23 protein-coding genes and 1 tRNA gene are annotated in these 25,107 nt (G+C 69.8%); 7 read left to right on the forward strand and 17 right to left on the reverse strand.

Going from position 1 to position 25,107, the window contains the following annotated elements; all coding sequences use genetic code 11:
• Positions 1-120 precede the first annotated feature (120 nt).
• The 3 genes from CRT23_RS08235 to CRT23_RS08245 form a co-directional block, all read right to left on the reverse strand.
• Positions 121-3,285: a multidrug efflux RND transporter permease subunit gene (locus CRT23_RS08235; RefSeq protein ID WP_055952934.1), complete on the reverse strand. Its 3,165-nt coding sequence runs from the start codon at positions 3,283-3,285 to the stop codon at positions 121-123.
• 3 nt (positions 3,286-3,288) lie between these two features.
• Positions 3,289-4,608, reverse strand: coding sequence for an efflux RND transporter periplasmic adaptor subunit (locus CRT23_RS08240; protein WP_245436055.1), 1,320 nt, complete (start codon positions 4,606-4,608; stop codon positions 3,289-3,291).
• 328 nt (positions 4,609-4,936) lie between these two features.
• Positions 4,937-5,278 (reverse strand): hypothetical protein, encoded by a 342-nt coding sequence (locus tag CRT23_RS08245; protein ID WP_103709303.1) that lies wholly within the window; start codon positions 5,276-5,278, stop codon positions 4,937-4,939.
• 340 nt (positions 5,279-5,618) lie between these two features.
• Between CRT23_RS08245 and CRT23_RS08250 the strand changes: the two genes are divergently transcribed.
• Together CRT23_RS08250 and CRT23_RS08255 are read left to right on the forward strand one after the other, a co-directional pair.
• Positions 5,619-6,191 carry a L,D-transpeptidase gene (locus tag CRT23_RS08250; RefSeq protein WP_055952926.1) on the forward strand — a complete coding sequence of 191 codons (573 nt, stop codon included), beginning with the start codon at positions 5,619-5,621 and terminating at the stop codon, positions 6,189-6,191.
• A 79-nt stretch (positions 6,192-6,270) separates the two neighbouring features.
• Entirely contained in the window at positions 6,271-7,071 is an 801-nt protein-coding gene (locus CRT23_RS08255; protein WP_103709304.1) for a TSUP family transporter, read from the forward strand.
• An 84-nt stretch (positions 7,072-7,155) separates the two neighbouring features.
• Here CRT23_RS08255 and CRT23_RS08260 read toward each other — a convergent pair whose 3' ends face one another.
• Entirely contained in the window at positions 7,156-7,368 is a 213-nt protein-coding gene (locus CRT23_RS08260) for a DUF4287 domain-containing protein (RefSeq protein WP_103709305.1), read from the reverse strand.
• 128 nt (positions 7,369-7,496) lie between these two features.
• On the reverse strand, positions 7,497-9,590 hold the full coding sequence (locus tag CRT23_RS08265; protein ID WP_244477315.1) for a TonB-dependent receptor: 2,094 nt from the start codon (positions 9,588-9,590) through the stop codon (positions 7,497-7,499).
• 597 nt (positions 9,591-10,187) lie between these two features.
• Between CRT23_RS08265 and CRT23_RS08270 the strand changes: the two genes are divergently transcribed.
• Positions 10,188-10,997 carry a class I SAM-dependent methyltransferase gene (locus tag CRT23_RS08270; protein ID WP_103709306.1) on the forward strand — a complete coding sequence of 270 codons (810 nt, stop codon included), beginning with the start codon at positions 10,188-10,190 and terminating at the stop codon, positions 10,995-10,997.
• Between the two features lie 109 nt (positions 10,998-11,106).
• On the opposite strand, the gene CRT23_RS08275 is transcribed toward CRT23_RS08270, so the two are convergent.
• Both CRT23_RS08275 and CRT23_RS08280 read right to left on the reverse strand, forming a co-directional pair.
• Positions 11,107-12,153, reverse strand: a complete 1,047-nt coding sequence (locus CRT23_RS08275; protein ID WP_103709307.1) for a MaoC family dehydratase — start codon at positions 12,151-12,153, stop codon at positions 11,107-11,109.
• Between the two features lie 92 nt (positions 12,154-12,245).
• Entirely contained in the window at positions 12,246-12,548 is a 303-nt protein-coding gene (locus CRT23_RS08280) for a YggT family protein (protein ID WP_055952911.1), read from the reverse strand.
• A 121-nt stretch (positions 12,549-12,669) separates the two neighbouring features.
• On the opposite strand from CRT23_RS08280, the gene CRT23_RS08285 reads away from it, so the two are divergent.
• Positions 12,670-12,745, forward strand: a tRNA-Ala gene (locus CRT23_RS08285).
• A gap of 77 nt (positions 12,746-12,822) precedes the next feature.
• On the opposite strand, the gene CRT23_RS08290 is transcribed toward CRT23_RS08285, so the two are convergent.
• Positions 12,823-13,176 carry a DUF3140 domain-containing protein gene (locus tag CRT23_RS08290; protein WP_056378552.1) on the reverse strand — a complete coding sequence of 118 codons (354 nt, stop codon included), beginning with the start codon at positions 13,174-13,176 and terminating at the stop codon, positions 12,823-12,825.
• A 415-nt stretch (positions 13,177-13,591) separates the two neighbouring features.
• A complete protein-coding gene (locus CRT23_RS08295; RefSeq protein WP_055952905.1) occupies positions 13,592-14,005 on the reverse strand; it encodes a hypothetical protein in 414 nt (137 codons plus the stop codon).
• A gap of 210 nt (positions 14,006-14,215) precedes the next feature.
• On the opposite strand from CRT23_RS08295, the gene CRT23_RS08300 reads away from it, so the two are divergent.
• Complete coding sequence (locus CRT23_RS08300; protein ID WP_103709308.1) at positions 14,216-14,710, forward strand: HD domain-containing protein; 495 nt, start codon at positions 14,216-14,218, stop codon at positions 14,708-14,710.
• A gap of 92 nt (positions 14,711-14,802) precedes the next feature.
• On the opposite strand, the gene CRT23_RS08305 is transcribed toward CRT23_RS08300, so the two are convergent.
• The 4 genes from CRT23_RS08305 to CRT23_RS08315 all read right to left on the reverse strand — a co-directional run bounded on the left by CRT23_RS08305 (position 14,803) and on the right by CRT23_RS08315 (position 17,041).
• Entirely contained in the window at positions 14,803-15,090 is a 288-nt protein-coding gene (locus CRT23_RS08305) for a hypothetical protein (RefSeq protein ID WP_103709309.1), read from the reverse strand.
• A 222-nt stretch (positions 15,091-15,312) separates the two neighbouring features.
• Positions 15,313-15,486: a hypothetical protein gene (locus CRT23_RS28405; protein WP_181017288.1), complete on the reverse strand. Its 174-nt coding sequence runs from the start codon at positions 15,484-15,486 to the stop codon at positions 15,313-15,315.
• A 143-nt stretch (positions 15,487-15,629) separates the two neighbouring features.
• Positions 15,630-16,289 (reverse strand): 3-oxoacid CoA-transferase subunit B, encoded by a 660-nt coding sequence (locus tag CRT23_RS08310; RefSeq protein ID WP_103709310.1) that lies wholly within the window; start codon positions 16,287-16,289, stop codon positions 15,630-15,632.
• Between the two features lie 23 nt (positions 16,290-16,312).
• Positions 16,313-17,041: a CoA transferase subunit A gene (locus CRT23_RS08315; protein ID WP_103709311.1), complete on the reverse strand. Its 729-nt coding sequence runs from the start codon at positions 17,039-17,041 to the stop codon at positions 16,313-16,315.
• 393 nt (positions 17,042-17,434) lie between these two features.
• Between CRT23_RS08315 and CRT23_RS08320 the strand changes: the two genes are divergently transcribed.
• Positions 17,435-19,309 carry an AsmA family protein gene (locus CRT23_RS08320; protein ID WP_103709312.1) on the forward strand — a complete coding sequence of 625 codons (1,875 nt, stop codon included), beginning with the start codon at positions 17,435-17,437 and terminating at the stop codon, positions 19,307-19,309.
• Positions 19,310-19,418: 109 nt separating this feature from the next.
• Here the strand turns inward: CRT23_RS08320 and CRT23_RS08325 are convergent, their stop codons facing one another.
• Genes CRT23_RS08325 through CRT23_RS08340 form a run of 4 tightly spaced genes read right to left on the reverse strand, consistent with a single transcriptional unit; the run spans position 19,419 to position 22,870 of the window.
• The gene (locus CRT23_RS08325) at positions 19,419-20,192 is read right to left on the reverse strand and encodes an ABC transporter permease subunit (RefSeq protein WP_103709313.1); all 774 of its coding nucleotides are present in this window, start codon (positions 20,190-20,192) and stop codon (positions 19,419-19,421) included.
• The gene (locus tag CRT23_RS08330; protein WP_103709314.1) at positions 20,189-21,076 is read right to left on the reverse strand and encodes an ABC transporter permease subunit; all 888 of its coding nucleotides are present in this window, start codon (positions 21,074-21,076) and stop codon (positions 20,189-20,191) included. Before CRT23_RS08330 ends, CRT23_RS08325 begins: the two co-directional genes overlap by 4 nt.
• A 2-nt stretch (positions 21,077-21,078) precedes the next feature.
• Positions 21,079-22,161, reverse strand: a complete 1,083-nt coding sequence (locus CRT23_RS08335) for an ABC transporter ATP-binding protein (RefSeq protein ID WP_103709315.1) — start codon at positions 22,159-22,161, stop codon at positions 21,079-21,081.
• Between the two features lie 16 nt (positions 22,162-22,177).
• A complete protein-coding gene (locus tag CRT23_RS08340; protein WP_055952878.1) occupies positions 22,178-22,870 on the reverse strand; it encodes a Crp/Fnr family transcriptional regulator in 693 nt (230 codons plus the stop codon).
• Positions 22,871-23,053: 183 nt separating this feature from the next.
• Here CRT23_RS08340 and CRT23_RS08345 point away from each other — a divergent pair, with 183 nt between their 5' ends.
• Complete coding sequence (locus CRT23_RS08345) at positions 23,054-24,928, forward strand: ABC-F family ATP-binding cassette domain-containing protein (RefSeq protein WP_103709316.1); 1,875 nt, start codon at positions 23,054-23,056, stop codon at positions 24,926-24,928.
• The last annotated feature ends 179 nt before the right edge of the window (positions 24,929-25,107 follow it).

The raw sequence follows: 25,107 nt of genomic DNA on the forward strand, positions 1-25,107 counted from the left end.
CGTACGAAAAAGGGGCGCGCGGTCGACCGGACCGCGCGCCCCTTTTCCATGGGCCGGTCTCGCCGGCGCCAGCCCTCGACGAGTTCGGGGCTCCCCCGGGGGGGAGCCCGCCGCGCCGGCCTACTCGGCCGGGGCGTGATGGGGCACGTGCACGGCGCCCGGCTCCGCCTCGGGCTGGATGCCCTCGGTGGCGTCCTTGCGGCGGAAGAGCCGCATCACCACCACGAAAAACACCGGCACGAAGAGGACCGCCAGGACGGTGGCCGAGATCATGCCGCCGAGCACGCCGGTGCCGATCGCCTGCTGACTCCGCGAGGCGGCGCCCGTGGCGATGGCCAGCGGCACGACGCCGAAGATGAAGGCCAGCGAGGTCATGACGATCGGGCGGAAGCGGAGCGTCGCCGCCTCGATGGTCGCGTCCACCAGCGATGTCCCGGGCTTCCAGAGGTCCTTGGCGAATTCCACGATCAGGATCGCGTTCTTGGCCGAGAGACCGATGATCGTGATGATGCCGATCTTGAAGTAGACGTCGTTGGGCATCCCGCGCAGGTACACCGCCGCCACCGAGCCGATCACACCGAGCGGGATCACGAGCAGCACCGAGAACGGGATCGACCAGCTCTCGTAGAGGGCGGCCAGGCACAGGAACACGATCAGGATCGACAGGCCGAGCAGCAGCGAGGCCTGTGAGCCCGCCTGCTTCTCCTGCAGCGACTGACCGGTCCAGGCATAGCCGAACCCCTTCGGGAGCTGCTCCATCAGCCGCTCCATCTCGTTGAGCGCATCGCCCGAGGTGTAGCCGGCGGCCGGCTCGCCGGTGATGCGGACCGACTGGTAGCCGTTGAAGCCGATGATCTGGGCCGGGCCGACGCCCCATTTCAGATCGGCGAAGGACGACATCGGCACCATCGTCCCCGAAGCGTTCTTCACCCCGTAGTTCAGGATGTCGGCCGCCTTCAGGCGCTGCGCGTCCTCGGCCTGGACGATCACGCGCTGCATCTTGCCCCGGTTCGGGAAGTCGTTGGTGTAGACCGAGCCGAGATTGACCTGGATGGTGTTGTTGATCTCCTCGAAGTCGACGCCGAGGGCGGCCGCCTTCTCACGGTCGATGACGAGTTCCGCCTGGGGCGCCGGGGGCAGGCCCTCGACATAGACCTTCTGCAGGACGGGGCTCTTGCGGGCGAGCGACAACAACTGCTCCTGGGCCGCCATCAGGGCGGAGTAGCCCTTCTGTGCACGGTCCTGGAGGCGGAAGCTGAAGCCCGAGGCGTTGCCGAGATTGTCGATCGGCGGCGGCTCGAGGGCCTGGATCACCGCGTCCTTGTAGGACGCCAACGCCTTGTTGGTGCCCTCGATCAGCTTGGCCGCCGAGTTGTCGGCGTCGCGCTCGCCCCAGGGCTTCAGGGTCACGAAGGCCTGCGAGGTCACCTGTCCCTGGCCCGAGAACGAGAAGCCGTTGACGACGGTCACGGTCGCCACGCCGGGCTGGGCGAGAAGGTGTTCCTCGACCTTCTTCACGGCCGCCTCGGTGCGGTTGAAGGAGGAGCCCGGCGGGGTCTGGATGTCGACGGTGAAGAAGCCCTGGTCCTCCACCGGCAGGAAGCCCTCCGGCAGGCGGAGGAAGGCGTAGCCGAGGCCGATGACCAGTGCGAGGTAGACCAGCATGACCCGGCCGGAGCGCTTGATCAGCCCGGCGACGCCGCGTCCGTAGCGAGCGGTCTCGCGGTCCACCACCCGGTTGAACCAGCCGAAGATGCCGCCCTTCGAATGGCCGTGGCCCTTCTCGATGGGCTTCAGCAGGGTCGCGCACAGGGCCGGGGTCAGCGACAGGGCCAGCAGCGCCGAGAAGGCGATCGAGGTGACCATGGCGATGGAGAACTGGCGGTAGATGATGCCGACCGAGCCGGGGAAGAACGCCATCGGGATGAACACCGCGATCAGCACCAGCGTGATGCCGATGATGGCGCCGGTGATCTGGCTCATCGCCTTGCGGGTGGCCTCCTTCGGGGAAAGGCCCTCCTCGTTCATGATGCGCTCGACGTTCTCCACCACCACGATGGCGTCGTCGACGAGGATGCCGATGGCCAGCACCATGCCGAACATGGTGAGCACGTTCACCGAGAAGCCGGCGAGCAGCATCACCGTGCAGGTGCCCATCAGGGCGATCGGGACCACGATGGTGGGGATCAGCGTGTAGCGGATGTTCTGCAGGAAGACGAACATCACGATGAACACCAGCACCACCGCCTCGACGAGGGTGTGGAGCACCTTCTCGATGGAGGCCTCGACCGCCGGGGTGATGTCGTACGGGATGTCCCACTTCACGTTCGACGGGAAGAACTGCGACAGCTCCTCCATCTTGGCGCGGATGGCGGAGGCGGTCTGGAGGGCGTTGCCGTCCGGCGCCAGCGTTACTGAGATGCCCGCCGCCTCGCCGCCATCGAGGCGGGTGGTGAACTTGTAGTCCTCGCCCCCGAGCTCGATCCGGGCGACGTCGCGCAGGCGCACGTTGGAGCCGTCGGAATTGGCGCGCAGCACGATGGCGCCGAACTCCTCCGGCGCGGTCATCTGGCCCTTCACGATGATGGGGAAGTTGACCGGGTTGCTCTGCGGGCTCGGCATGGCGCCGACGGCGCCGGAGGCGATCTGGACGTTCTGGTTCGAGATCGCCTTCGACACGTCGGAGGCGTTGAGCGACAGGCCGCGCAGCTTGTCGGAATCGATCCAGATGCGCAGGCTGCGCTCGGTGGAGTACAGCGTCGCGCGCCCGACGCCGGGGATGCGGCGGATCTCGTTGATGACGTTGCGGATGAGGAAGTCGCCGAGCGCGATCTCGTCCATCGACTTGTCGGGCGAGACCAGGGTGATGATCTGCAGGGTCGCGGCGGAGGCTTCCTCCACCAGGGTGCCCTGCTGACGCACTTCGGCCGGCAGGCGTGCCTCGACGCGCTTCAGGCGGTTCTGCACCTCGACGCCCGCGAGGCTCGAATCGGTGCCGGGCTGGAACTGCGCGGTGATCTCGACCACGCCGAAAGCGTCGCTGGCCGATTCGAAGCTGAGGATGTTCGCGGCGCCGTTCAGCTCATCCTCGATGAGCCGGGTGGTGCCGGTGTAGAGGTTCTCCACCGAGGCGCCCGGATAGGCGGTCGAGAGCGCGATGGATGGCGGCGCGATCACGGGATACTGCGCCACCGGCAATTGCGGGATCGTGAGCAGGCCGCCCAGGATGATGAAGAGGGCGACGACCCAGGCGAAGACCGGCCGGTCGATGAAGAAGCGAGCCATGGTTCAGCGCACCTGCGACACGGGCTTGGGGGAGGCCGCATCGGGTGAGGCCGCCTTGCGCGAGGCCGCGTTGGGCGCCCCGGGCTTCGGCGCACCCGTCGATTTGGTGGTCTCGGGCTCCGGAACGTCGGTGTCGCGGGGCTTCGGCCCGGAATCGGCGGTGGCGACCTTCAGCTCGACGGTCTTCACCTGCTGGCCGGCGGTGATCTTCTGCACGCCCTCGACGACCACGCGGTCGCCGGCCTTCAGGCCCGAGCGGATGACCCACTGGTTGTCGACCACCGGGCCGACCTCCACGGGCTGAAGCATCACCTTGCTGTCGTCGCGCACCACCCAGACCTCGGCCTTGCCGTCGTTGGTCCGCTGGATGGCCTGCTGCGGCACCGCGAGCGCATCGGTGTCGATGCCCTGCTTGATGCGGGCGCGCACGTACATGCCGGGGAAGAGCTCGTCATGGGGGTTGGGGAACAGTACGCGCAGGGTCACCTGTCCGGTGCTCGGATCGGCCGTTACGTCGGAGAACAGCAGCTTGCCGGCCGAGCCGTAGAGCGTGCCGTCATCCATGATGAGGTGGACGTTGGCCGTGTCGGCTGAGAGCCGCGAGAGCTCGCCGCTGGCGAGGTCGCGGCGCAGCTTGTTCAGCTCGCCCACCGACTGGGTGATGTCGACGTAGATCGGGTCGAGCTGCTGGATGGTGGCGAGGTTGGCGGTGCCGCCCTGCTCCACCAGGGTGCCCTCGGTGAGCAGCGCCCGGCCGATGCGACCCGAGATCGGAGCGCGGACATCGGTGTAGCCGAGGTTGAGCTTGGCGCGGTCGCGCGTCGCCTTGGCGCCGGCGACCTCGGCCTGCGCCTGCTTCAGGCCCGCATAGGCGGCGTCGTACTGGGCCTGACTCGCGGTCTGGCGCGAGAGCAGCTGTTCCAGGCGGTCGGCCTGCTGCCCGGCGAGGACCTGCGCGGCCTCGGTCCGGGCCAAGGCGGCTTCCGCGCTCTGGAGCTCGACCTCGAACGGCGCCGGGTCGATCTTGTAGAGGACGTCACCCTCCTTCACGAGGCTGCCCTGCTCGAAGGTGCGCTTCACCACGAGGCCGGAGACGCGCGAGCGCACCTCGGCGATGCGCAGCGGCGCAACGCGGCCCGGCAGATCGCGCACGTAGGGAATCGGCTGCTCGTGGACGGTCACGATGTTGACCTCGGGAATGGGTCCCGGAACCGGCGCCGCCGCTTGCTGCTTCTGATTGCAGGCCGAGAGAGCGACCAGGACGACGCCCGCGGCGAGCGCGGTCGGCCGGGCCCCGAACAGACGGTGGTTGAAAGACGTCACGATCGCGTCGCTCCTGCGAGATTCTGGCGGATGGCCCGCGTGGCGCGGGCCGGCGTCGCCGGGTTCAGGGGCCAGGGCCCGCCGCGAACGGTTCGGGCCATGGCAAGCGCCGGACCATGTCGCATGGCCGGGCGCGGTGAGGGCGGTGGCAGGTGTGGAGGCGTCGCCCACGCTGCCGCAGCGCAGGTCGCATCGCTCCGACCCGGTCCGAATCGTCCGATGACGATCCCGGGGATGCCCGACAATCTGGGCGTTCCGACGACACAGGTTGTATTCAACGCGAAAAGGTGACGTCGAATGCCGTGCGCGCCGGACGGCGGCAGACCGTTCAGGCCGGGAAGATGAGTCTGGGAGGGCGCTCGAGGGGGGCGACCGCGCGCGTCGCCGGGGCCGGCAGGAGGCGCGGCATTGCGAGGCGATCCGCCCTGTGCTTCGTCACGAGCGGGATCCGCAGGGTCGCGACGTTGCCGTAGCTGTCGTCGAGGTCGGCAATCGCGGCCGAGATGCGCAGGTTGCTGTCCCGGTTCTCCGGGAGCGCGGCCTGGGACATCACGGTCTGGCGGGCGAAGCCGTGTGGCACGTCCCCCGCCGTCCGCAGCAGCGGCAGGACGGCGCAGACGAGCAGCAGCAGCGCGAGCAGACCGGACGCCACCACCTCGACCGCACGCACGACCGGGCGCGCCGCCGCGGCCGAGGCCGATCCAGGCAGGCACGCGGTCGCCTCGGCGCCGCTTGCGATAGGGACAGGGTTGGGTCTCACCACACCGAGTCTGGGGGTAAGCCGGCCTCGCCGCAAGTTCCTGCGGCATTGTGTCAGGTGCTGAGATGCACGCCCGGCGGCCCCCGGCCCGAGGGCGTTGCCGGGATCACACAGGGGCGGCGCGTTCGGTCCTGACGCGGTTGACCCCCCTCCCCCATCACGCCAAGGCTCGCGCCCCCGACCATAAGCCTCCGGGAAAGCCGGGTCCTCGCGCCCGCCCTTTGCCGGTTCTCGGCTGGAGGAGACGACCATGCAGACGCGCCGCGTTCTCGCCGCATCCGCCCTGGCGGCGGCCCTGACCGTATCGACAGGTCCGGCCTTCGCCGGAAACCCGTTCGACAGCGGGCCGATCGCCGACTTCATGAACATCTTCAAGGAGCAGGCGATCCCGCGCGAGACCGTCGCCTGGAAGGGCACGGAGAAGCCCGGCACCATCGTGGTCTCGACCAGCCAGCGCCGGCTGTTCTACGTGCTCGGCGGCGGCCAGGCCGTGCGCTACGGGGTCGGCGTCGGGCGCCAGGGCTTCTCGTGGTCCGGCGAGAAGACCGTGACGATGAAGAAGGAATGGCCGGATTGGCGTCCGCCGTCGCAGATGCTGGCGCGCCGTCCCGACCTGCCGCGCTTCATGGCCGGCGGCCAGGACAACCCCCTCGGCGCCCGCGCGCTCTACCTCGGTTCCTCGCTCTACCGCATCCACGGCTCGAACGAGCCGGAGACCATGGGCGCCGCGGTGTCCTCGGGCTGCATCCGCATGACCAACAAGGACGTGGTCGATCTCTACGACCGCGCCAAGGTCGGGACCAAGGTCGTCGTCCGCAACTGAGGCGTCCGTCCGGCGCTTCCCCCCTCGATCTCCATCCCGCCTCCAGTCGGCCCTCACTGGACCATGACGTGAGGACGGGATGATCTTCGGGGTGGATATCGGCCTGATCGCGGGTCTGTTCGCGGTTGCGGTGGCGGCCGGCTGCGTCGACGCGATCGCGGGCGGCGGGGGCCTCCTGACCCTGCCGGCCCTGCTGCTCTCAGGCCTCGATCCCGTCTCGGCGATCGCCACGAACAAGCTCCAGGGCAGTGCCGGCGCGGTCTCCTCGACCCTGGCGTTCGCGCGCCGCCGCCTGATCCACTGGCCCGACGCCTGGAAGATCGCGCTCAGCGCCGGCTGTGCGTCGGTGGCGGGCGCCCTCTGCGTCAGCCTGCTGCCGCGCGCCCTGCTGGACGCCGCCGTGCCGATCCTGCTGGTGGCCATCGCGATCTACTTCGCGACCGCCAAGCGCATGAGCAACGAGGACGCCACCGCGCGGATCACCCCGAACTGGTTCGCCCTGACCTGGGCGCCGGCCGTGGGCTTCTACGACGGGGTCTTCGGTCCCGGCGCCGGCGCCTTCTACATGATCGGGTTCGTGACCCTGCTGGGGCTCGGCGTGGTGAAGGGCACCGCCCACACCAAGCTCGCCAATGCCGCGAGCAACCTCGGCAGCTTGGCGCTGTTCGCGCTGGGCGGCCACGTGGTCTGGGCGATCGGCCTGATGATGGCGGTGGGCGCCTTCATCGGCGCGCAGATCGGCTCCCGCCTGGCGATCCGCATGGGCGCCCGGCTGATCCGCCCCCTCCTCGTCACCATCGCCTGCCTGATGGCCCTGCGCCTCCTCTCCGATCCGGCCAACCCGCTGCGCCGGACGGTGATGGGGCTGTTCGGGGGCTGACGCGCGGCGCGGGAGTCGGCGCGGCCGCGGGATCGACGCGGCTCCGTCCGCCCCGATCGGCGAACGGTTTGAAGCGGGATCGCCTCACGGGGCCTGCGTTGCCAGGACGTGCGCCACGATCGCGTTGGCGTGCCCGTGGCCCATCCCGTGCTCGGCCTTCAGCATCGCGACGAGGTCCATGTGCCTAGCCGGAAGTCTGTCTCGGACGAGCTGCTGCCAGACCGCGATGGGTCGGCCGTACCGCTTCTCGATCGACGGGAAATACGACGCCGGTCCCTTGATCGGTTCAGCAGGCATGGCGACGCATCCTCCGGAGACAGAGCCCGACGATTGCAGACGGGACGCGGGGCCCGCAAGATGTCCTTGCCCCTCCTTGCGGGCCGAGCGCGGGGTCGCGATGCGCGTCCCCGGGTCATTCGATCCCGTCAGAACGTGTAGGAGGCGGATACGACGAAGGTCCGCGGTGAAGCGACCGTGACGAAGGTGCCCGTCGTCAGCCAGTATCGGTTGTCGGCGACGTTCTCGACGTTGAAGCGGAAGACGAACGGCCTGTCGCCGAGGATCGTCGCGTAGCGGAAGCCGAGGTCGAACCGCGTCCAGTCCGGAAAGCGGACGGTGTTGGCGCCGGTGAGATACGAGCCGGAGGTGTAGAGCACCCGGCCGTTGAGGGAGAGGCCCCGCACCCAGGGCGTATCCCATTCGAGGCCGGCGGAGACGGTCAGATCCGGGACGCCCGCGGCGTCGTTCCCGCGCTGGAGCGGGTCGATCGGCTTGGTCAGTTCGGGCCGCAGGAAGGTTGCGCTCGCGAACCCGCGCAGGGTCGGTGCGATCGCCCCGAAGGCCGACAGTTCCAGGCCCTGATTGCGCTGTTCGCCGTTATACGCCAGGGCATTGGTCGCCGTCTGGACCTGGTCCGGACGGCTGATCTGGAACAGCGCCGCCGTCGTCGTGATGGTGCCCCAGTCGACCTTGATGCCGACTTCCTGCTGGTCCGACTTGTAGGGACTCAGGATCGCGCCCGCGTTGCTGTAGCCCGGCCCCACGATGGTGCCGGCCGTCAGGCCCTCGGCATAGTTCGCGTACAGGGAGACGTTCTTCCAGGGCTTGAACACGATGCCGGCGAGCGGCGACGTGGCGTTCGCGTCGTACTCGCTCGTCCGCGCCTGGGTCACGGTGTCGTAGCTCTTCTGGTTCACCATCTGGTAGCGGACGCCCGCGGTCAGCAGGATGGTGTCGTCGAAGGCCGACATCGTGTCGGCGACCGCGACGCTGGTCAGCGTGGTCCCGGCATAACGTTGCGGTGCGACCCGCTCACCCGTCACGACCGGCAGCGGGGACGGGCTGTAGATATTGGACGGAACCGACTCGTCCGCCGAGTTCGCCACGTAGGCGAAGCCGTCCTCCCGCGTGAACCCGGTATAGACCAGGTTCACCGAATGGTTGATGAAGCCGGTATCGAAGCGTGCCTTCAGCCCGGCATTGCCGCTGACGGTGCTGCTGTAGGAATCGTAGAACGCGTTGACGAGCCGGAAATTGCCGAGGACGTCGGCGCCGCTGGGAAATCCGAAGACCCGGTAGTCCGGGAAGGTCTGTCGATTGGACCCTGCGCGATACCCGATCCCGCCATAGGCCGTCAGCCAGTCCGTCAGGTCGTATTCGAGGAAGGACGCGACTGTGTTGTCCCGCTGCTGGAGCTGCGTTCCCGGGAACCAGTTGCTGCGGCCGCTCGGCGGGCGCGGGATGAAGGCGATATCCGATTGCAGGCCGATCTGCGGACGGAAGTTCTTGGTGTCGTCGTTCTGGGAGATCACGTCGAGGGCCCAGCGCAGGCGCTCGCCCTGATAGTCGAGGGAGAGGGCTCCGAGGCCTGTCCGCAGGTTGCCGTCCCGGATCGTGGCCTCGCCGTCCCGGCCCAGGCCGTTGAAGCGGATGCCCCATTCCTTGTTCTCGCCGCCGCGGGCGCTGGCATCGACATGCACGCCGAAGTTACCGGGGCTGATATATTGCGGCGTCACCTGGACGAACGGCACGTCGAGGGCGCGTTTCGTGACGATGTTGATGCTGCCGCCGACGCTGCCGCCCGGCGGAATGCCGTACATGAACGCGCCCGGACCCTTCAGCAGCTCGATGCGCTCGATGTACTGCGCCGCCACGCGATTGGACGAGACCAGGCCGTAGAGGCCGTTCAACCCGACATCCTGCGCCTGAACCTCGAAGCCGCGGATCTGGAAGGTGTCGCTGAAGCCGTTGCTGGCCGTCGTCAGGCGGACCGACGCGTCGTTGACCAGGGTGTCAGCCACGGTCCGCGCCTGCTGGTCCTGGATGACCTGCTGCGTGAAGTTGACGGTGCTGAACGGCGTGTTCAGCGCATCCCGCGTCCCGAGCACACCCAGGGAGCCGCCCCGTGCGAACTGGCCCCCGGCATAGGGTGCCGGCAGGTCCTTCAGGAGCCCGACTCCCTGGCCGCCGCGCCCCGTACCAGCCGAGGCCCCCGCCACGGAAAGCTCGTCGAGCTGCACGGATTCTTGCGCTTTGACGGTCGACGTCAGACCTGCCGAGCTGAAAACCAGCGAGGTTGCGCCGATCAAAGCATACGTCGAGGTTGCTGAAAGCGCTGAGGTGATCTTGCGCACCGGTAAATCCTTGTGCTGTCGCCCGGGTCGCGTATCGAACTCTTGAGGATTACATTAGAGCGATCCTAAAATTCGGATCGATACGTCGGCACATCTGGCGGTTAGTCGATCACGCCGGAGTGATCAAGCCTTGGCACAAATTGGTTCAGCGCCCGTGCCTTTGCGGCAACAATTCCTAATTGTTCTAATGCGGAACTGCAGGTGGATCGTCGGGGCCGGTGCGGTCCCCGTCCGCCGGGGCTGAACGTTTCCGTCGTGGCTCTGCGGACGGAGCATCGGCACAGATCGTCGACGCAAGTCATCGGGGCGACAGTCCGGTGCAGGCCGACTGCCGACCCGTCATGAAGACGTCTCGGGTCAGGCAAACCGACTGTATTCGACAGTCGACGACGCCGACGTGGAAGTCCTTCGCGCGAGTCCCATAGACTTTTAGGCGCTTGATGCGGCATCCTGCGCGGGGGACCCGACTGAGTCGGAGGCACCATGAGCGACGCGATCCAACCGCACAACGCGAAGCCGGCCCGGATCTGGAATGCCGGGGGCGCCCGCTACAACGAGATCAGCCGTGGCATCGCCGACAGCATTGCGCATTGCGTGCTGCGCCTGGATCCGAAGCCGGGGGAGCGGGTGCTCGACCTGGCGACGGGCACGGGCTGGACCTCCCGCGTCGTGGCACGGTGCGGGGCGCAGGTGACTGGCGTCGATCTGGGTGCCGACCTGATCGCCTTCGCGGCGGAGCAGGCGCGGGCGGAGAGCCTGGACATCGCCTACCGGCTCGGGGACGCCGAGGCGCTGCCGTTCGCGGACGGGGCGTTCGACGCGGTCGTCTCGACCTTCGGGGTGATGTTCGCGAGCCGTCCCGAGGCCGCCGCGGCGGAACTGGCGCGGGTCTGTCGCCGAGGGGGACGCATCGCCCTGACCACGTGGACGCCGGACGGTGCCGTGTTCCGGATGTTCTCGGTGATGAAGCCCTATCTGCCGCCGCCATCGGATCCGGCCCCGCCCTCCCCCTTCGACTGGGGCGATCCGGAGCGGATTACGGGCCTGCTGGGCCAAGACTTCGAGCTCGCCTTCGAGAGCGGCACCTCGTTCTTCCGCGAGCCGAGCGCCGAGGCCGCCTGGGAGCGTTTCGTCACCGGCTATGGCCCCACCAAGGTCCTGGCCGACAGTCTCGACGACGCGCGACGGGCCGACCTGCGCCGGGACTTCATCGCCCTCCATGCCCAATACGCGACCCCGCTCGGGATCTGCGTGCCGCGCGCCTACTGGGTCACGCGCGGCATCCGCCGCTAACCCTCAGCCTTGTTGGCCCGCCCGACCCGTCACGCGGCGGGCCGGGACCGAAGGGTCGTCCGGGGTCGAAGGGTCAGCCGGAGTGGAAGGGCCGCCCGGGAGCGAAGGATCAGCGCGGCATGAAGGCCCAGTAGTCGAGATCGAGGATCACCGACGGGTCATAGGCGTCCCCGACCTTGTCGGGGTGGTTGCCGCAAGGCTGGTTCTTGGTGGCGACGGTGCGCAGCCGAAGGGCCCCGATGTCACTGCGACCCGGGAGTTCGGCGGTCTCCAGCACCTCGCTCCAGGCATAGACCGTATCCCCGGCAAACAGCGGGGCGACGTGGCGGCCGGCATTGATGCCCGCCAGCGCGAAGGCGTTGCCGAGGCCGTTGAAGCTCAGGGCCCGGGCCAGCGAGATCACGACGCCGCCGTAGATCAGCCGGCGGCCGAAGCGGGTGTCCTTGGCGGCGTAGCCGTCGAAATGCACCTTGGCGGTGTTCTGGTACAGGCGGGTGGCGATCTGGTGCTCGGCCTCCTCGACGGTCATCCCGTCGACGTGGTCGATGCGCTCGCCCACCACGTAGTCGCCGAACCGGTGCGGCGAGCCGGCGAGCTCGCAATCGTAGGCGCCCGGGTTCAGGGGCGGCAGGGCCCCAGCGAGGTCGGCCGGGTCCACCACCTTGGCGAAGGTCGGCACGTGCTCCTGGGTGATCGTCGCGTCCGGGTCGCGCTTCTTCACGAGCACCCAGCGGCAGTAGCTCAGCACGGTCTCGCCGTTGGCATCCGAGCCGGTGGAGCGCACGTAGACCACCCCGGTCTGGCGGTTCGAGCTTTCCTTCAGGCCGATCACCTCCGACACGGTCGAGAGGGTCTCGCCCGGATAGACGGGCCGGCGGAAGCCACCCTCGGCGTAGCCGAGATTGGCCAGCGCGTTGAGGGAGATGTCCGGCACGGTCTTGCCGAAGACCACATGGAAGGTGAGGAGGTCGTCGAGCGGGCTTTGCGGGTAGCCGATGGCGCGCGCGAAGGCGTCGGAGGATTGCACGGCGAAGCGCGGACCGTAGAGGGCGGTGTAGAGCGCGACGTCGCCGAGGGTGACCGTGCGGGGCGTGGCGTGTCGGATGGTCTCCCCGAGGCGATAATCCTCGAAGAAGCGGCCGGGATTGGTCTTCATGACGGTCTCGTCCCCAGGGCGGCGCGGTGGCGCGTCGGTTTTTTATGTCGGGCGGGCCGTCGTTGCGTCCCGCCCCTCGAAAGCCCGTGCGGTCAGCGGGTGTAGACGTAGGTCTGCGCCGGCACGAACTCGTGGAGCAGGCGGCTCGCGAACAGCAGCAGCAGCACGAGCACGATCGGCGAGAGGTCGACGCCGCCGAGGTTGGGCAGGATGTTGCGGATCGGGCGCAGCACCGGCTCGGTGAGGCGGTAGAGCACCTCGCCGATCTGCGACACGATCGGGTTGCGGACATTCACCACGTTGAACGCCACGAGCCAGCTCAGGACGGCGCTGGCGATGAGGACGTAGATGTAGAGCTGCACGACGGTGTCGAAGAGCCAGATGAAGGCGTTCATGCGCGGAAACGATGTCCTCGTGGCCCGCGCCCGCGGGACGCATCACGCGCACGCAAAGCTGCAGGATTTCTGGAATTGACAGGTCGGCGTGAGCGAGCCTAAAAGGCCGCCACCCCGGAACGGGGCTGTAGCTCAGATGGGAGAGCGCCGCAATCGCACTGCGGAGGTCAGCGGTTCGATCCCGCTCAGCTCCACCAGGTTTCCCCATCGCGGGACGGCCGGTGGTTCGATCACCCGCGATCCGACCTGATCCGAAGCCCGCTCCGGGCCGGACTCAGTCGTCCTTCAGCGGATCGTGTCCCCAATTCATCAGCGACAGGCGCCAGGGGGACTCCTTCACCTTGTCGGCCTCCTTCGGGCCGCCCTGCTTGAGGTGACGGTGCACGTAGCCGACGACCTTGGCCATATGCGCGTAGTCGTCGTCGGTGAGGTCGGTCTTCTTGGTGCGCAGGAGCTCGACGATGCGCCGCCCCTCGCGATGGCCGGTCGCCTCGCCGCCATCCTTCTTCTGGCCGACCGACTGGCTCTCGTCGGTCTCCAGGAACGCGTCGAGCTTGGCCGCCGTCATGTTCACGGCCTCGTGGAACGCCTTGTAGGTCTCGGCGTGGTCGTCACCCTTGTCTGCCATGCGGTTCTCTCCCGAAACGATCGGGCGGAAAACCGGGGCGAAACCCGCGCGGTTCCGACCCCGCGACGGCGCGTCCGCTCAGGCGATCCGTTGGGCCGCGGCTACGCGATCAACCCGGCCGCGCCTACGCGATCAACCGGGCCATGCCTACGCGATCAATTGGGCCGCGCCTACGCGATCAACCAAGCCACGCCCATCACGCCGGCCAGGAATATCCCGTACGTCACCAGGACGGCGACGATCTCACGGTGCTGGATGACGATGTTTTCTGAGGCGGACAGCATGGCGGTATGGCCGGGAGTGGAACGAGAGCCTTCATCTCACGCCCAGCCTTAGAATTCGATGATCAGAACTACGGCTCCGACGAGGAAATTGCCGATGTCTCCCGGCGGCCACAGAGGATCGCCGGGACCCCTCAGGCCGGGCGGTCGGCGGGCTGGTCGAACAGGAAGTCGTCGACGGCCGGGATGGTCACCGCGAGGCCGGCAGCCGCGCCGTAGCTCGCCTTCGACAGGCGCCAGGGCGACTCGGTGCGGGCGCGGATGGCCTCGGAGGGGCGCAGGCGCCGGGGCCGGCCGTCGGCGCCGATCTCCTCGATCAGCACGAAGCCGTAGACCTGGAGCCGGGCCGCGATCAGCTTGGTCTCGCGGTCGCCCGCCGCCACGGAGAGGCTGCCCGTGGCATAGACCGAATCCATCAGGGCGCGCTGCTCGCTGCGCCGGGCCGCGAGGCCGCCGCGGGGCGCCGCGGACGCCGCCGCCGACGGCTGGGGGCGGAGGGTGCGTCGGAAGGGGACCACATTGTCCATCGTCGCCGGAACGCTGCCCATACGCCACTGTCCTCACGCTGCACTCGAAGGGCCGGGCGAACACCCCGGCACATCCCCTGATTTCGACGGTTCCGCTTAACGGGCAGCTAACGTTACCGGTCCGCATCGTCCCGTTTCCGGGCCGAATGCCCGACGCGCGCCCGTGCTTGTGGATCGCCCGGCGGAATGGTCTACCGGGCCGGCAGGTCCGGCCTGAGAGGAGCGCGCGGCATGGCATCCATCTTCGAGGCCCACAGCTTCGCGATGATCGCGCATGCGGGGCAGATCGATAAGGGCGGGCAACCCTACATCCGCCACCTGGAGCGCGTCGCCAACGCTTCGGTCGGCCGGGCGGGGCACGCGAAGTCGGTGGACCGCCTCGCCATCGATCCGATGGAGGTGATGCAGGCCGCGATCCTGCACGACGTCCTCGAGGACACCCCGACCACGCCGATCGCCCTGCGGGCCGAGGGGTTCTCCGAGGCGGTGATCGCCATGGTAGTGATGCTGACGAAGCCGGCCGCGCCGGTGCCGTACGACGCGCGCATCTCCGCCCTGATCGCCCAGCATCACCTCGGGGCGCTGCTGATCAAGATGTCCGACACGGAGGACAATCTGAGCCCCGACCGGACCTTGCCCGACGGCGAGGCCCGGCGGGCGCGCTATGCCGAGGCGTTCGACCGCCTCAAGGCCGCGGCCGCGGGGCTCGGCTACACGGGTTCGTAGCCGAGCACGAGAAAAAGCCCCGCAGTAAGGCTGCGGGGCTTTCACCTGTCAGGGCCGCGCGGCGACCCCGACGAAATTTACCTGAAGCTGGCTTACTTGCCGCTGGGGGCTGCGCCGCTGCCGGTCACGCCGTTGCCGCCGGTGCTGCCGCCGGGCGCGCCGACCGTCGCGGTGCTCGGACCGCCGGAGGTGCCGGCCGGGGCCATGGTCGAGCCCGTGGTGCCGGGGGCGCCCATGCGCTCCATCGACTTCTCGCTGTTGCTCTTCACGCTGCCCGGATTGTTCATGTTCTGCTCGGTGCCGGTCGCAATCTGCGCGAAGGCGGTGCCGGTGAGGGCCAGGGCGATCGAGCCGGCGAAGGCGAGGGTCTTGATAGACATGCTGCGGTGTCCTCCAGTTTTCATTCTCTGGTCGACCAACGCGGACCTGCGCTCAATTGTTCAAATTCTTTATCAATGCGGGGCCCGTGCGAAGCCTATCCTGTGGCTCGCCCGGCCCGGGTGCCGTCTCGACTTTCGCGCAAGGTCGTGGCCGCAGGCAGCGACGCTCCGACGGCCCGCGCCCGAAGGCGGGAGCCGGCGCCGCCGGCTCCCGCGCGGCGCTCAGGTGTCGCTCTCGGCCCGGTCGGTGTTCTGCTCGGCCTCGTCGTAGGTGTAGCCCTCGAGCCAGTCCGCGCTGTTCTGCGAGCCGGCCGGATAGGGATTGGCGGAATCCGGCTGCCCGGCCTGCTTGGCCGCCTTGCCCTCCGTCATCACCGTCTTGGATACCACTGCCATGTCGTGCACTCCCCTGTGGGCCTGTGCCTTACGGTAGGGCGTCGCCGGCCCGCGGGGACCCTGGGGCCAGCAAAAACCCGCCGCGGCCGGAGCCGGGCGGGGTTCGGTGGCTCGCGCGGAGGGGCTCCGCCCCGTCGCGCCGTTCAGGCGAGCTGGGTGGTGAAGCGGGCCGTGGTCTTGGCGCGGATCTCGTCCTCGGTGACCCCCTCGGCCAGCTCGACCAGGGTCATGCCCCCGTCGCCCTTCTTGTCGATGGTGAAGACGCCGAGATCGGTAATGACCATGTCGACCACGTGGGTACCGGTGAGCGGCAGGTCGCAGGCCTGGAGCAGCTTCGGGCTCTCCGAGCCGTCCTTGCCCTTGGCGGTGTGCTCCATCACCACCACCACCTTCTTGACGCCGGCCACCAGGTCCATGGCGCCGCCCATGCCCTTCACCATCTTGCCCGGGATCATCCAGTTGGCGAGGTCGCCGTTCTCGGCCACCTGCATGGCGCCAAGGATCGAAAGGTTGATGTGCCCGCCCCGGATCATCCCGAAGGATTCGGCCGAGGAGAAGTAGCTGGTGATGGGCAGCGCGGTGATCGTCTGCTTGCCGGCATTGATCAGGTCGGCATCCTCCTCTCCCTCGTAGGGGAAGGGGCCCATGCCGAGCATGCCGTTCTCGGATTGCAGCTGCACCGACATCCCGTCCGGGATGTAGTTCGACACGAGGGTCGGGATGCCGATGCCGAGGTTCACGTAGAAGCCGTCCTGCAGCTCTCGTGCGGCGCGCTCGGCCATCTGTTCGCGGGTCCAGGCCATGATGGTTCTCCTTAGCTCGGCTCTCAGACGGCGGCGGGCGGCACGGCGGGCTCGCCGCGCTTGCGGGTGGTGCGCTGCTCGATGCGCTTCTCGCGCTCCGGCACGTGGACCATGCGCTTCACGAAGATGCCGGGGGTGATGATGGTGTCGGGGTCGATCTCGCCGGGCTGCACGAGGTGCTCCACCTGCGCCACGGTGATCGTGGCGGCGGTGGCCATCATCGGATTGAAGTTCCGCGCCGTCTTCCGGTAGATCAGGTTGCCCTCGGTGTCGCCCTTCCAGGCATGGACGATGGCCAGGTCCGCGAACAGACCGCGCTCCAGCACGTAGTCCTCGCCGTCGAATTCGCGCACGTCCTTGCCTTCGGCGATCAGGGTGCCGACGCCGGTCTTGGTGTAGAAGGCCGGGATGCCGGCGCCGCCGGCGCGGATGCGCTCGGCCAGGGTGCCCTGCGGGTTGAACTCGATGGCGAGTTCGCCGCCGAGGTACTGGCGGGCGAATTCCTTGTTCTCACCCACATAGGACGAGATCATCTTGGCGACCTGGCGGGTTTCCAAGAGCTTGCCGAGGCCGACGCCGTCGATGCCGGCATTGTTGGAGACCACGGTGAGGTTCTTCACCCCGGACGCGCGGATCGCCTCGATCAGGGCATCGGGAATTCCGCAGAGACCGAAGCCGCCGCACATGATCATCATGCCGTCCTTCAGCACGCCGGCCAGCGCCGCCGTGGCGTCGGGATAAACCTTCTTCATGGATGCCCTCCTGTGTGGTTCTGTTCTTGGTCGGCGCGACCGTCACGCACAAGCGGCGTCCTGCCAACCCCTCGTCGCGGTGCGGCCGTTACATTTTGCAACGCGCGGAACGGCCCGGGCCGGGTCTGAGCGCGGGGCCGGCCGGAGGGCGTCGCCAGGGCCCTCCGGAGGCGCGCGGACGCGAGGCTGTCTCGCGGGCGGAAGCGTTCCGCCGCTCTGCACGGTGGATGGCGCCGGGGCGTCGCCCTCGCCCGGGGAGACAAGCGGGACGCCGAGGACTATCAGGAGGGCGTCGCCGGTTCTTCCGCGCGTCGCGGCTGCCGGGGCCGGACGCGCCCATCCCATCGTCGATCGTGCGGCCCGCCGTGCGTCCCACCCACCGGATGGAGTGGAATGCCTCTGCGCCGCCTCCTGTCCCTGATGAGCCTCGCGGCATTCGTCGTCGCCCTCTCGGCCGCCTGCCTGCCCTGGTCGGTCGCGACGCCGCGCCTGCGGGCCTTCGTGGCGCGGGACTTCGCGCGCACCTACGGGCTCGCCATGACCGCGGCGGGGCCGACTGAGGTCACCCTGCTGCCGCTGCCGCGCCTGGGCTTTCGCGATGTCCGCCTCGCCGCGGGCGACGGGGATGGTCCCGTCCTGGCGGAGGGCGGCGCCCTCTCCCTACAGCTGAGCCTGCTGGCCCTGCTGACGGGGCGCCTCGAGGTGAACACCCTCGGGCTCGACGGCGCGACGGTCTACCTGCCGGCGAATGCCCACGACGGCCGCTGGTCCGAGCCCCTCCGCCGCCTCGGCGCCCGGCTCGGGGCGGACGGCGCCTCCCATCCCCGCCGGATCAGCCTCTCGCGCGCCACCGCCAAGGGGCTCGATCCCCGGGACGGATCCCCCCAGACCGCGCGCGACCTCGACCTGACCCTGTCCTGGCCGCTCTGGAGCGCCCAGGCCGAGATCTTCGGCAGCTTCCAGTGGAGCGCCATGCCGACGCGGTTCGCCGTCTCGGGCCTGCGGGTGATCGATCTCCTCGACGGCGGCTCCACGCCCTTCGCCCTCACGGCGAGCTGGGCCGCCGGGAGTCTGACGGCCGAGGGCAACGGCCTCGTCGCGGCCGAAGGCCTGACCCTGACCGGGCTCGGCCAGTTCGAGACGCGCTCCCTGCCGGAGACTCTTGCCTGGGCCGGGGGCAACGTCGCCCTGTCGCCGTTCGTGGCGGCGTTCGGGCTGACCGGCAATTTCGAGATGAACGGGCGTCAGCTGCTGCTGCCCAACGTGCGGGTCTCCTTTGGCGACAATCGCCTGGAGGGGGCCGGTGCCGTCTCCTTCGGACGCGACCGGCCGGCCGTGCAGGCGACCCTGGCGGCCGAGACGCTGAACCTCGCTCCGCTGCTGGCGGATCTGCTCCGCGCCGTCGGCGTCACCGCCGCCCCCGCCGGTACCCCCGACTGGCGCCTGCGCGCCCTCGCCCTCGCGCCCTATACCGGCGGCGACCTCGACCTGCGGATCTCGGCGGGCGCGGCCCGGTTCGGCCCGATCCTCGCCGAGGACCTGGCCGCCAGCATCCTGGTCCGGGACGGGAACATCGAGGCCTCCCTCAGCCGCGCCTCCGTAGCGGGCGGAACCCTCAAGGGCCGTCTCGCCCTCGCCACCGCGCCGAAGGACGCGGCCGTGACCGAGGCCAAGGTCCAGGGCACCTTCGACCGGCTCGACCTCGCGGCCTTCCCGGGCGACCTGCGCCCGGAGAACTGGATCCTCGGCACGGCCCAGGGCCAGTTCCAGGCCGAGGGCTCGGGCGCCGACCTGTACGCGCTCCTGCAGCATCTCGACGGCCATGCCGGCCTCTCGGTCGACGGCGGGACCCTGATCGGGTTCGACCTGAACGAGGCGGCCCAGCGCAACCGGATGCCGGCCCGGCGCGTCGGCCGCACGGCGTTCGAGCGCGCGACCCTGAGCCTGCGCTTCCGCGACGGCATCGGCGAGATCACCGAGGGCACGATGGAGGCGAACGTCCTGGCTGCTTCCCTGCGCGGCACCGTCTCGCTGCCGGACCGCCGCTGCGACACCCTCGCGGAGATCTCCGCACGGGGGACGGCATCGGAGAAGCGGCCGCCGATGCGCTTCCGGATCGCCGGGCCCTTCGGCGAACTCGACGTGCGCAGCCTCGGCCGGGACGCCGTGCCGGACCTGCGCGGCGGCGCGGTGGCTCCGGCAAACCCCCTGCGCATGCCCGCCGCCGGGTTGGCGCTGCCGGCCGGTGCCCGGGCCTACGCGCCCTAGACCACACCCGACCTTCCAGCCAAGCCCCTCTCGGACCCAATCTCCGGAGGCCAAGCCCGTCCCGGTTCAAGCGCGCAGCAGGCCAAGCCGATCGGAGGCCAGGCTCCTCTCAGGCCGAACCTTTACGCCCGGTCAGCCAAGAGGCGGTGAGCACGATGGCGGTGACGGTGCCGACGAGAAGCGTCGAGGCCGCGTTGATCTCCGGGTTCACCCCGAGCCGGACCTGACTGTAGAGCCGCATCGGCAGAGTCGTCGCCCCCGGGCCCGAGACGAAGCTCGCGATGACGAGGTCGTCGAGGGACAGGGTGAAGGCGAGGAGGAAGGCCGCCGCCAGGGACGGCGCGATCAGCGGCAGGGTGACGGTGGCGAAGACGCGCGCCGGAGCGGCGCCGAGATCGGCCGCCGCCTCCTCGAGCGACCGGTCGAGACCGCGCAGGCGCGCCCCGACGATCACCGCCACGAAGCCCAGACCGAGGGTCGCATGCGCGACGACCAGGGTGAGGAGGCCGCGATCGAGGTCGAAGCCGACGAAGAGCAGCAGCAGCGACAGCCCCGTGATCACCTCCGGCATGACCAGCGGCGCATAGATCAGGCCCAGGAAGACCCGGCGGCCCGCAAAGCGCCCGCCCCGATCGAGGGCCAGGGCCGCCAGGGTCCCGAACACCGTGGCGAGGGCGGCCGAGGCCAGCGCCACCACCAGGGAGATGCCGGCCGCCTCGCGCAGGGGAACGTCGGCGACGAGCACGCCGTACCAGCGGGTCGAGAACCCGCCCCAGACCGTGACCAGGGCGGAGGCGTTGAAGGAGTAGATCACCAGGATCAGGATCGGCGCGTAGAGGAAGCCGAGCCCGCACGTCAGGGCGATGCGGTCGAGGGCCCTCACCGGCCGGCCTCCCGCTCGGTCGCCTCGTCCTCGCGGAACAGGATCAGCGGCCCGACCACCAGGACGAGGACGAGGATCGCCACCGCCGAGGCGAGCGGCCAGTCGCGGTTGGAGAAGAACTCGCTCCACAGGACGCGCCCGAGCATCAGCGTGTCCGAGCCGCCGAGCAGGTCCGGGATGATGAATTCGCCCACCATCGGCACGAAGCAGAGCAGCGCTCCGGCAATCAGTCCGGGCCGGGCGAGCGGCAGCGTCACCGTCCAGAACACCCGCGTTGGTCCGGCACCGAGATCGGCCGCCGCCTCGGGCAGGCGCGGATCGAGCTTCGTCAGCACCGCGTAGAGTGGCAGCACCATGAAGGGCAGGTAGGCGTAGGTGAGCCCGATCAGCACGGCCCCCTGGCTGTTCAGGATCTCCAGGGGCCGCGCGATCAGCCCGAGCTTCATCAGCCCGGCGCTGAGCAGGCCCTCGGGCTTCAGGATCGCGATCCAGGCATAGATGCGGATGAGGAAGCTCGTCCAGAACGGCACGATCAGGAGCGCCACGAGGCGCGGCTGCCAGCGCTCCGGGGCCCGGGCCATCGCCAGGGCGATCGGGGTGCCGATCAGGGCCAGGATCGCGGTGGCGATGGCCGCGAGGGTCACGGAAGACAGGGCGGCGTCGCGGTAGAGAACGTCGCTCGCCAGCGTCTCGAAATTGCTGAAGTCGAGGGCTTCGAGGAAGCTGCCCCAGCCCTCGATCCCGGCGCTCCAGTCGAGCACCGGCAGGTAGGGCGGCTGGGCCGTGACCGGCGTCGACAGGCTGATCTTCAGGGTCAGGATCACCGGCAGCAGCACGAAGGCGGTGAGCCAGAGGGCGGGCAGGACCGGCAGCAGGCGCTTCATGCTCACCCCGCCGCCGGCATCAGCCAGGCCCGCTCCGGCGGATAGGACAGGTGGACGGTTTCCCCGACCGCGGGCGCCTCCGCATCGGTCGGCGCGCTCACCCGCCAGACCGTCCCGTCGGCGAGGCGGACCCGGAGCCGGACGCGATCGCCAAGATAGGTCGTCTCGACCACCTGCCCGGGAAGGTCGGGGCCGTCCCCGGACGGGGCGCGCGACAGCACGATGCGCTCGGGCCGCAGGGCGATCACCCCCTCCCCCGCGCCCGCGCCGCGGGCGCGCAGGGGCCCGAGCGCCGTGTCGAGGCGGGTGAGGCCGCCGGGATCGCGGTCCCGCACCCGGCCCGGGATCAGGTTCACGTCGCCCAGAAGCCCGGCGACGAAGCGGTTGGCCGGGCGCTCGTACAGGCTCGCCCCGTCGCCGATCTGCACGAGGCGACCGCCCTCCATCACGCCGATGCGGTCGGCCAGCGCCAGGGCCTCGGCCGGGTCGTGCGTGACCACGATGAAGCTCGTGCCGAGACGGCGCTGCAGGGCGCGCAGCTCCCCTTGCGTCTCCTCGCGCAGGGCGCGGTCGAGGGCGCCCAGCGGCTCGTCCAGCAGCAGCACCTGCGGCGCGCGCGCCAGGGCGCGGGCCAGGGCGACCCGCTGGCGCTGCCCGCCCGACAGGGTGTCGGGCCGGCGCGGGCCGAACCCGTCGAGGCGCACCAGGCGCAGGAGCTCGTCCACCCGCGCCTGGCGCGCCGCGCGCCCGAGACCGCTGAGGCCGTAGGCGAGGTTGGCGGCCACGCTCAGGTGCGGGAACAGGGCGTAGGACTGGAACATCATGTTGACCGGCCGGCGATGCGGCGGGTCTGCGGTGATGTCGGCGCCGCCGAGGCGGATCGTGCCGGTGCTCGGGGTCTCGAACCCGGCGATCAGGCGCAGCAGCGTGCTCTTGCCGCAGCCCGAGGGCCCGAGCAGGCAGACGAATTCGCCGGGCTGCAGGGTGAGGTCGAGGTCGGTCACCGCCGCGTGCGCGCCGAAGCGCTTGCCGAGGCCGGCACAGGTCAGCAGGCCGGCCGGACCGGGCGCATGCGTCGACGCCATCGCGGGGGCCGAACGCTCAGCTGTCCTCGCGCAGCGCTTCGGCGACGCGGGCTTCGAGGAGGTCGGGCCGGCGGATCACCAGGGCGCCGCGGGTGCGGTCGATCAGCCCGTCGGCGGCCATGACGGTGAATTCCCGCGTCACCTGCTCGCGGCGGCAGCCGATGCGGGCGGCGAGCACGTGGTGGTAGGGCGGCGGCGTCACCACCCGCTCGCCGTCGCCGCCGGCGCGGGGCACGGAGAGGCGCAGCAGCTCGGCGTAGAGCCGGTGGCGCAGGTCGAGGAGCGCGTGCTCCATCAGGCGGGTGTTCAGCTCGCGCACGCGCTTGGCCAGCAGGCGGAACAGCCGGTCGGCGATCGCCTCCGAGGCGAAGATGATCTGCCGGAACACGGGCGCGGGCACGACGCAGACCTCGCCGCGGGTCAGCGCCGTGACGTTGGCCGAGCGGCCGATGCCGTCGAGGGCCGCGAGCTCGCCGAAGAAGGCGCCGCCGCGCATCTCGCCGAGAATCACTTCCTTGCCCGATTGCGAGCGGTTGAGGATGCGCACCTCGCCGGAGGCCAGGAAATAGACGTCGGTGGAGACGTCGTCGTAATCGACCAGGACTTCGTTCTCGTCGAAGCGACGCCAGTGGCAGCGCGTCTCGTAGACGGACAGCTCGATCCCCGGCTCCTTGAAGAACGGGATGGTCGTCAGCCGTCCTGTGGTCACGCGTCCTGCCCCCTCGTTTTTCGCACCTGATCGATACGCCGTGCAATTCCTGGGTCAAGCTGTCCCGATGTTCCCGCCTGCCGATAGGCGTGGATGCGAGGTCTGCGCCAACCCTGCGCAGCGGCGCGGCGCGGCGCGCACCGGCCGCTTGCCAGTCAGGCCCCGACCCCGCAAAAGCGCGCCATGCTCCGCGTCAACGACCTCACCTACCGCATCGGCGAGCGCCTGATCCTCGACGGCGCCACCTTCGTCATCCCGGACCGCGCCCGCGTGGGGCTCGTCGGGCGCAACGGCGCCGGCAAGACCACCCTGTTCAAGGCGATCCTCGGCGAGCTGCCCACCGAGGGCGGCACGGTGTCGATGCCCAAGGGCATGCGCATCGGCGCGGTGGCGCAGGAGGCGCCCGCCGGCCCCGAGACCCTGCACGCCGTGGTGCTGGCCGCCGACACCGAGCGCGCCCGGCTGATGGCGGAGGCCGAGCACGCCGACGGCCTGCGCCGGGCCGAGATCGAGACCCGTCTGGTGGACATCGAGGCGCACTCGGCACCGGCCCGCGCGGCCGCCATCCTGCACGGCCTCGGCTTCGACGCGGAGGCGCAAGGCCGCCCCTGCTCCGATTTCTCCGGCGGCTGGCGCATGCGCGTGGCGCTCGCCGCCGTGCTATTCTCCGAGCCCGACCTGCTGCTCCTCGACGAGCCGACCAACTACCTCGACATCGAAGGCACGATCTGGCTCTACGACTACCTGGAGCGCTATCCGCGCACGGCCGTGATCATCAGCCACGACCGCGATCTCCTCGACGAGTGCGTCGACCACATCCTGCACCTCGACCGGGGCAAGCTCAGCATCTACCGGGGCGGCTACACCAGCTTCGCCCGGCAGGTGGCCGAGAAGCGCGTGCTCCAGGCCAAGGCCAAGGCCAAGCAGGATGTCGAGCGGGCCCATCTCCAGAGCTTCGTCGACCGCTTCAAGGCCAAGGCCACCAAGGCCCGTCAGGCCCAGTCCCGGGTCAAGCGCCTCGCCAAGATGGAGATTATCGCCTCGGTGATCGAGGACGACGTGCCGGCCTTCCGCCTGCCGAGTCCGGAGCGGCCGCTCTCGCCGCCCATCGTCGCCATGGAGCGGGTGCAGGCCGGTTACCCGGACCGGATCGTGCTCTCGGGCCTGAACCTGAGCCTTGCTCCCGACGACCGGGTCGCCCTGCTCGGCGCCAACGGCAACGGCAAGTCCACCTTCTGCAAGCTCATCGGCGGGCGCCTGCCTCCCCTGAGCGGCGAGCTGCGCCGCTCCTCCAAGATGGAGGTCGCCTACTTCGCCCAGCACCAGCTCGACGAGCTGCGCCCGGCCGAGAGCGCCTACGCCCATGTCCGCGACCTGATGCCGGACGTGCCCGAATCGAAGGCCCGCGCCGCGGCCGCCCGCCTCGGCTTCTCGGGCACGAAGTCGGAGACGCCGGTCTCCCAGCTCTCCGGCGGCGAGAAGGCGCGCCTGCTCATGGGGCTCGCGGCCTTCCGCGGCCCGCACCTGCTCATCCTCGACGAGCCGACGAACCACCTCGACATCGAGAGCCGCCAGGCCCTGGTGGAGGCGATCAACGACTACGAGGGCGCCGTCATCCTGGTGAGCCACGACCGCTTCCTGGTGGAGGCCTGCGCCGACCGGCTCTGGCTCGTCTCGAACGGCAGCGTGAAGGCCTTCGACGGCGACATGGACGATTATCGCCGCTACGTGCTCGCCGGGCCCGAGCGCGAGGCCGAGAAGGGCACGCCGGAATCGACCGGCGGGGCCAAGGCCGTGGAGCGCCGCTCCAACGCCGACCGCCGCGTCGCCCTCGCCCCCCTGCGCAAGAAGCTCGAGGGCGTGGAGGCGCGCATGAAGAAGCTCACCGACGCCATGGCCAAGATCGACGCGGCGCTCGCCGACGGCACGGCCTTCCAGGCCAATCCGGCCAAGGCCGGCGAACTCGCCAAGATGCGCTCGGACGCCGCCGCCGCCCTGGAGGCGGCCGAGGAGGAGTGGCTGGAACTCAGCGGCGAGATCGAGGGCGCGACGGCCTGAGGCCGGGAGCGATCGTCGCCGGCGCGGAGCGGCACGACGCCGCCCTCCTCCCCACGACGGGGAGAGGGCACGGCGTGATCGCGACGGGGCAGGTACTGAGCGAGACGCCATCCGCGCCGACCCGGTCCCGCGCCGACCGCAGCCCGGAAACATCCGCACCGCCGGGGCGTTTCCGACCG

Origin of the sequence: Methylobacterium sp. V23, from assembly GCF_002917135.1 — a bacterium.
GTDB lineage: Bacteria > Pseudomonadota > Alphaproteobacteria > Rhizobiales > Beijerinckiaceae > Methylobacterium.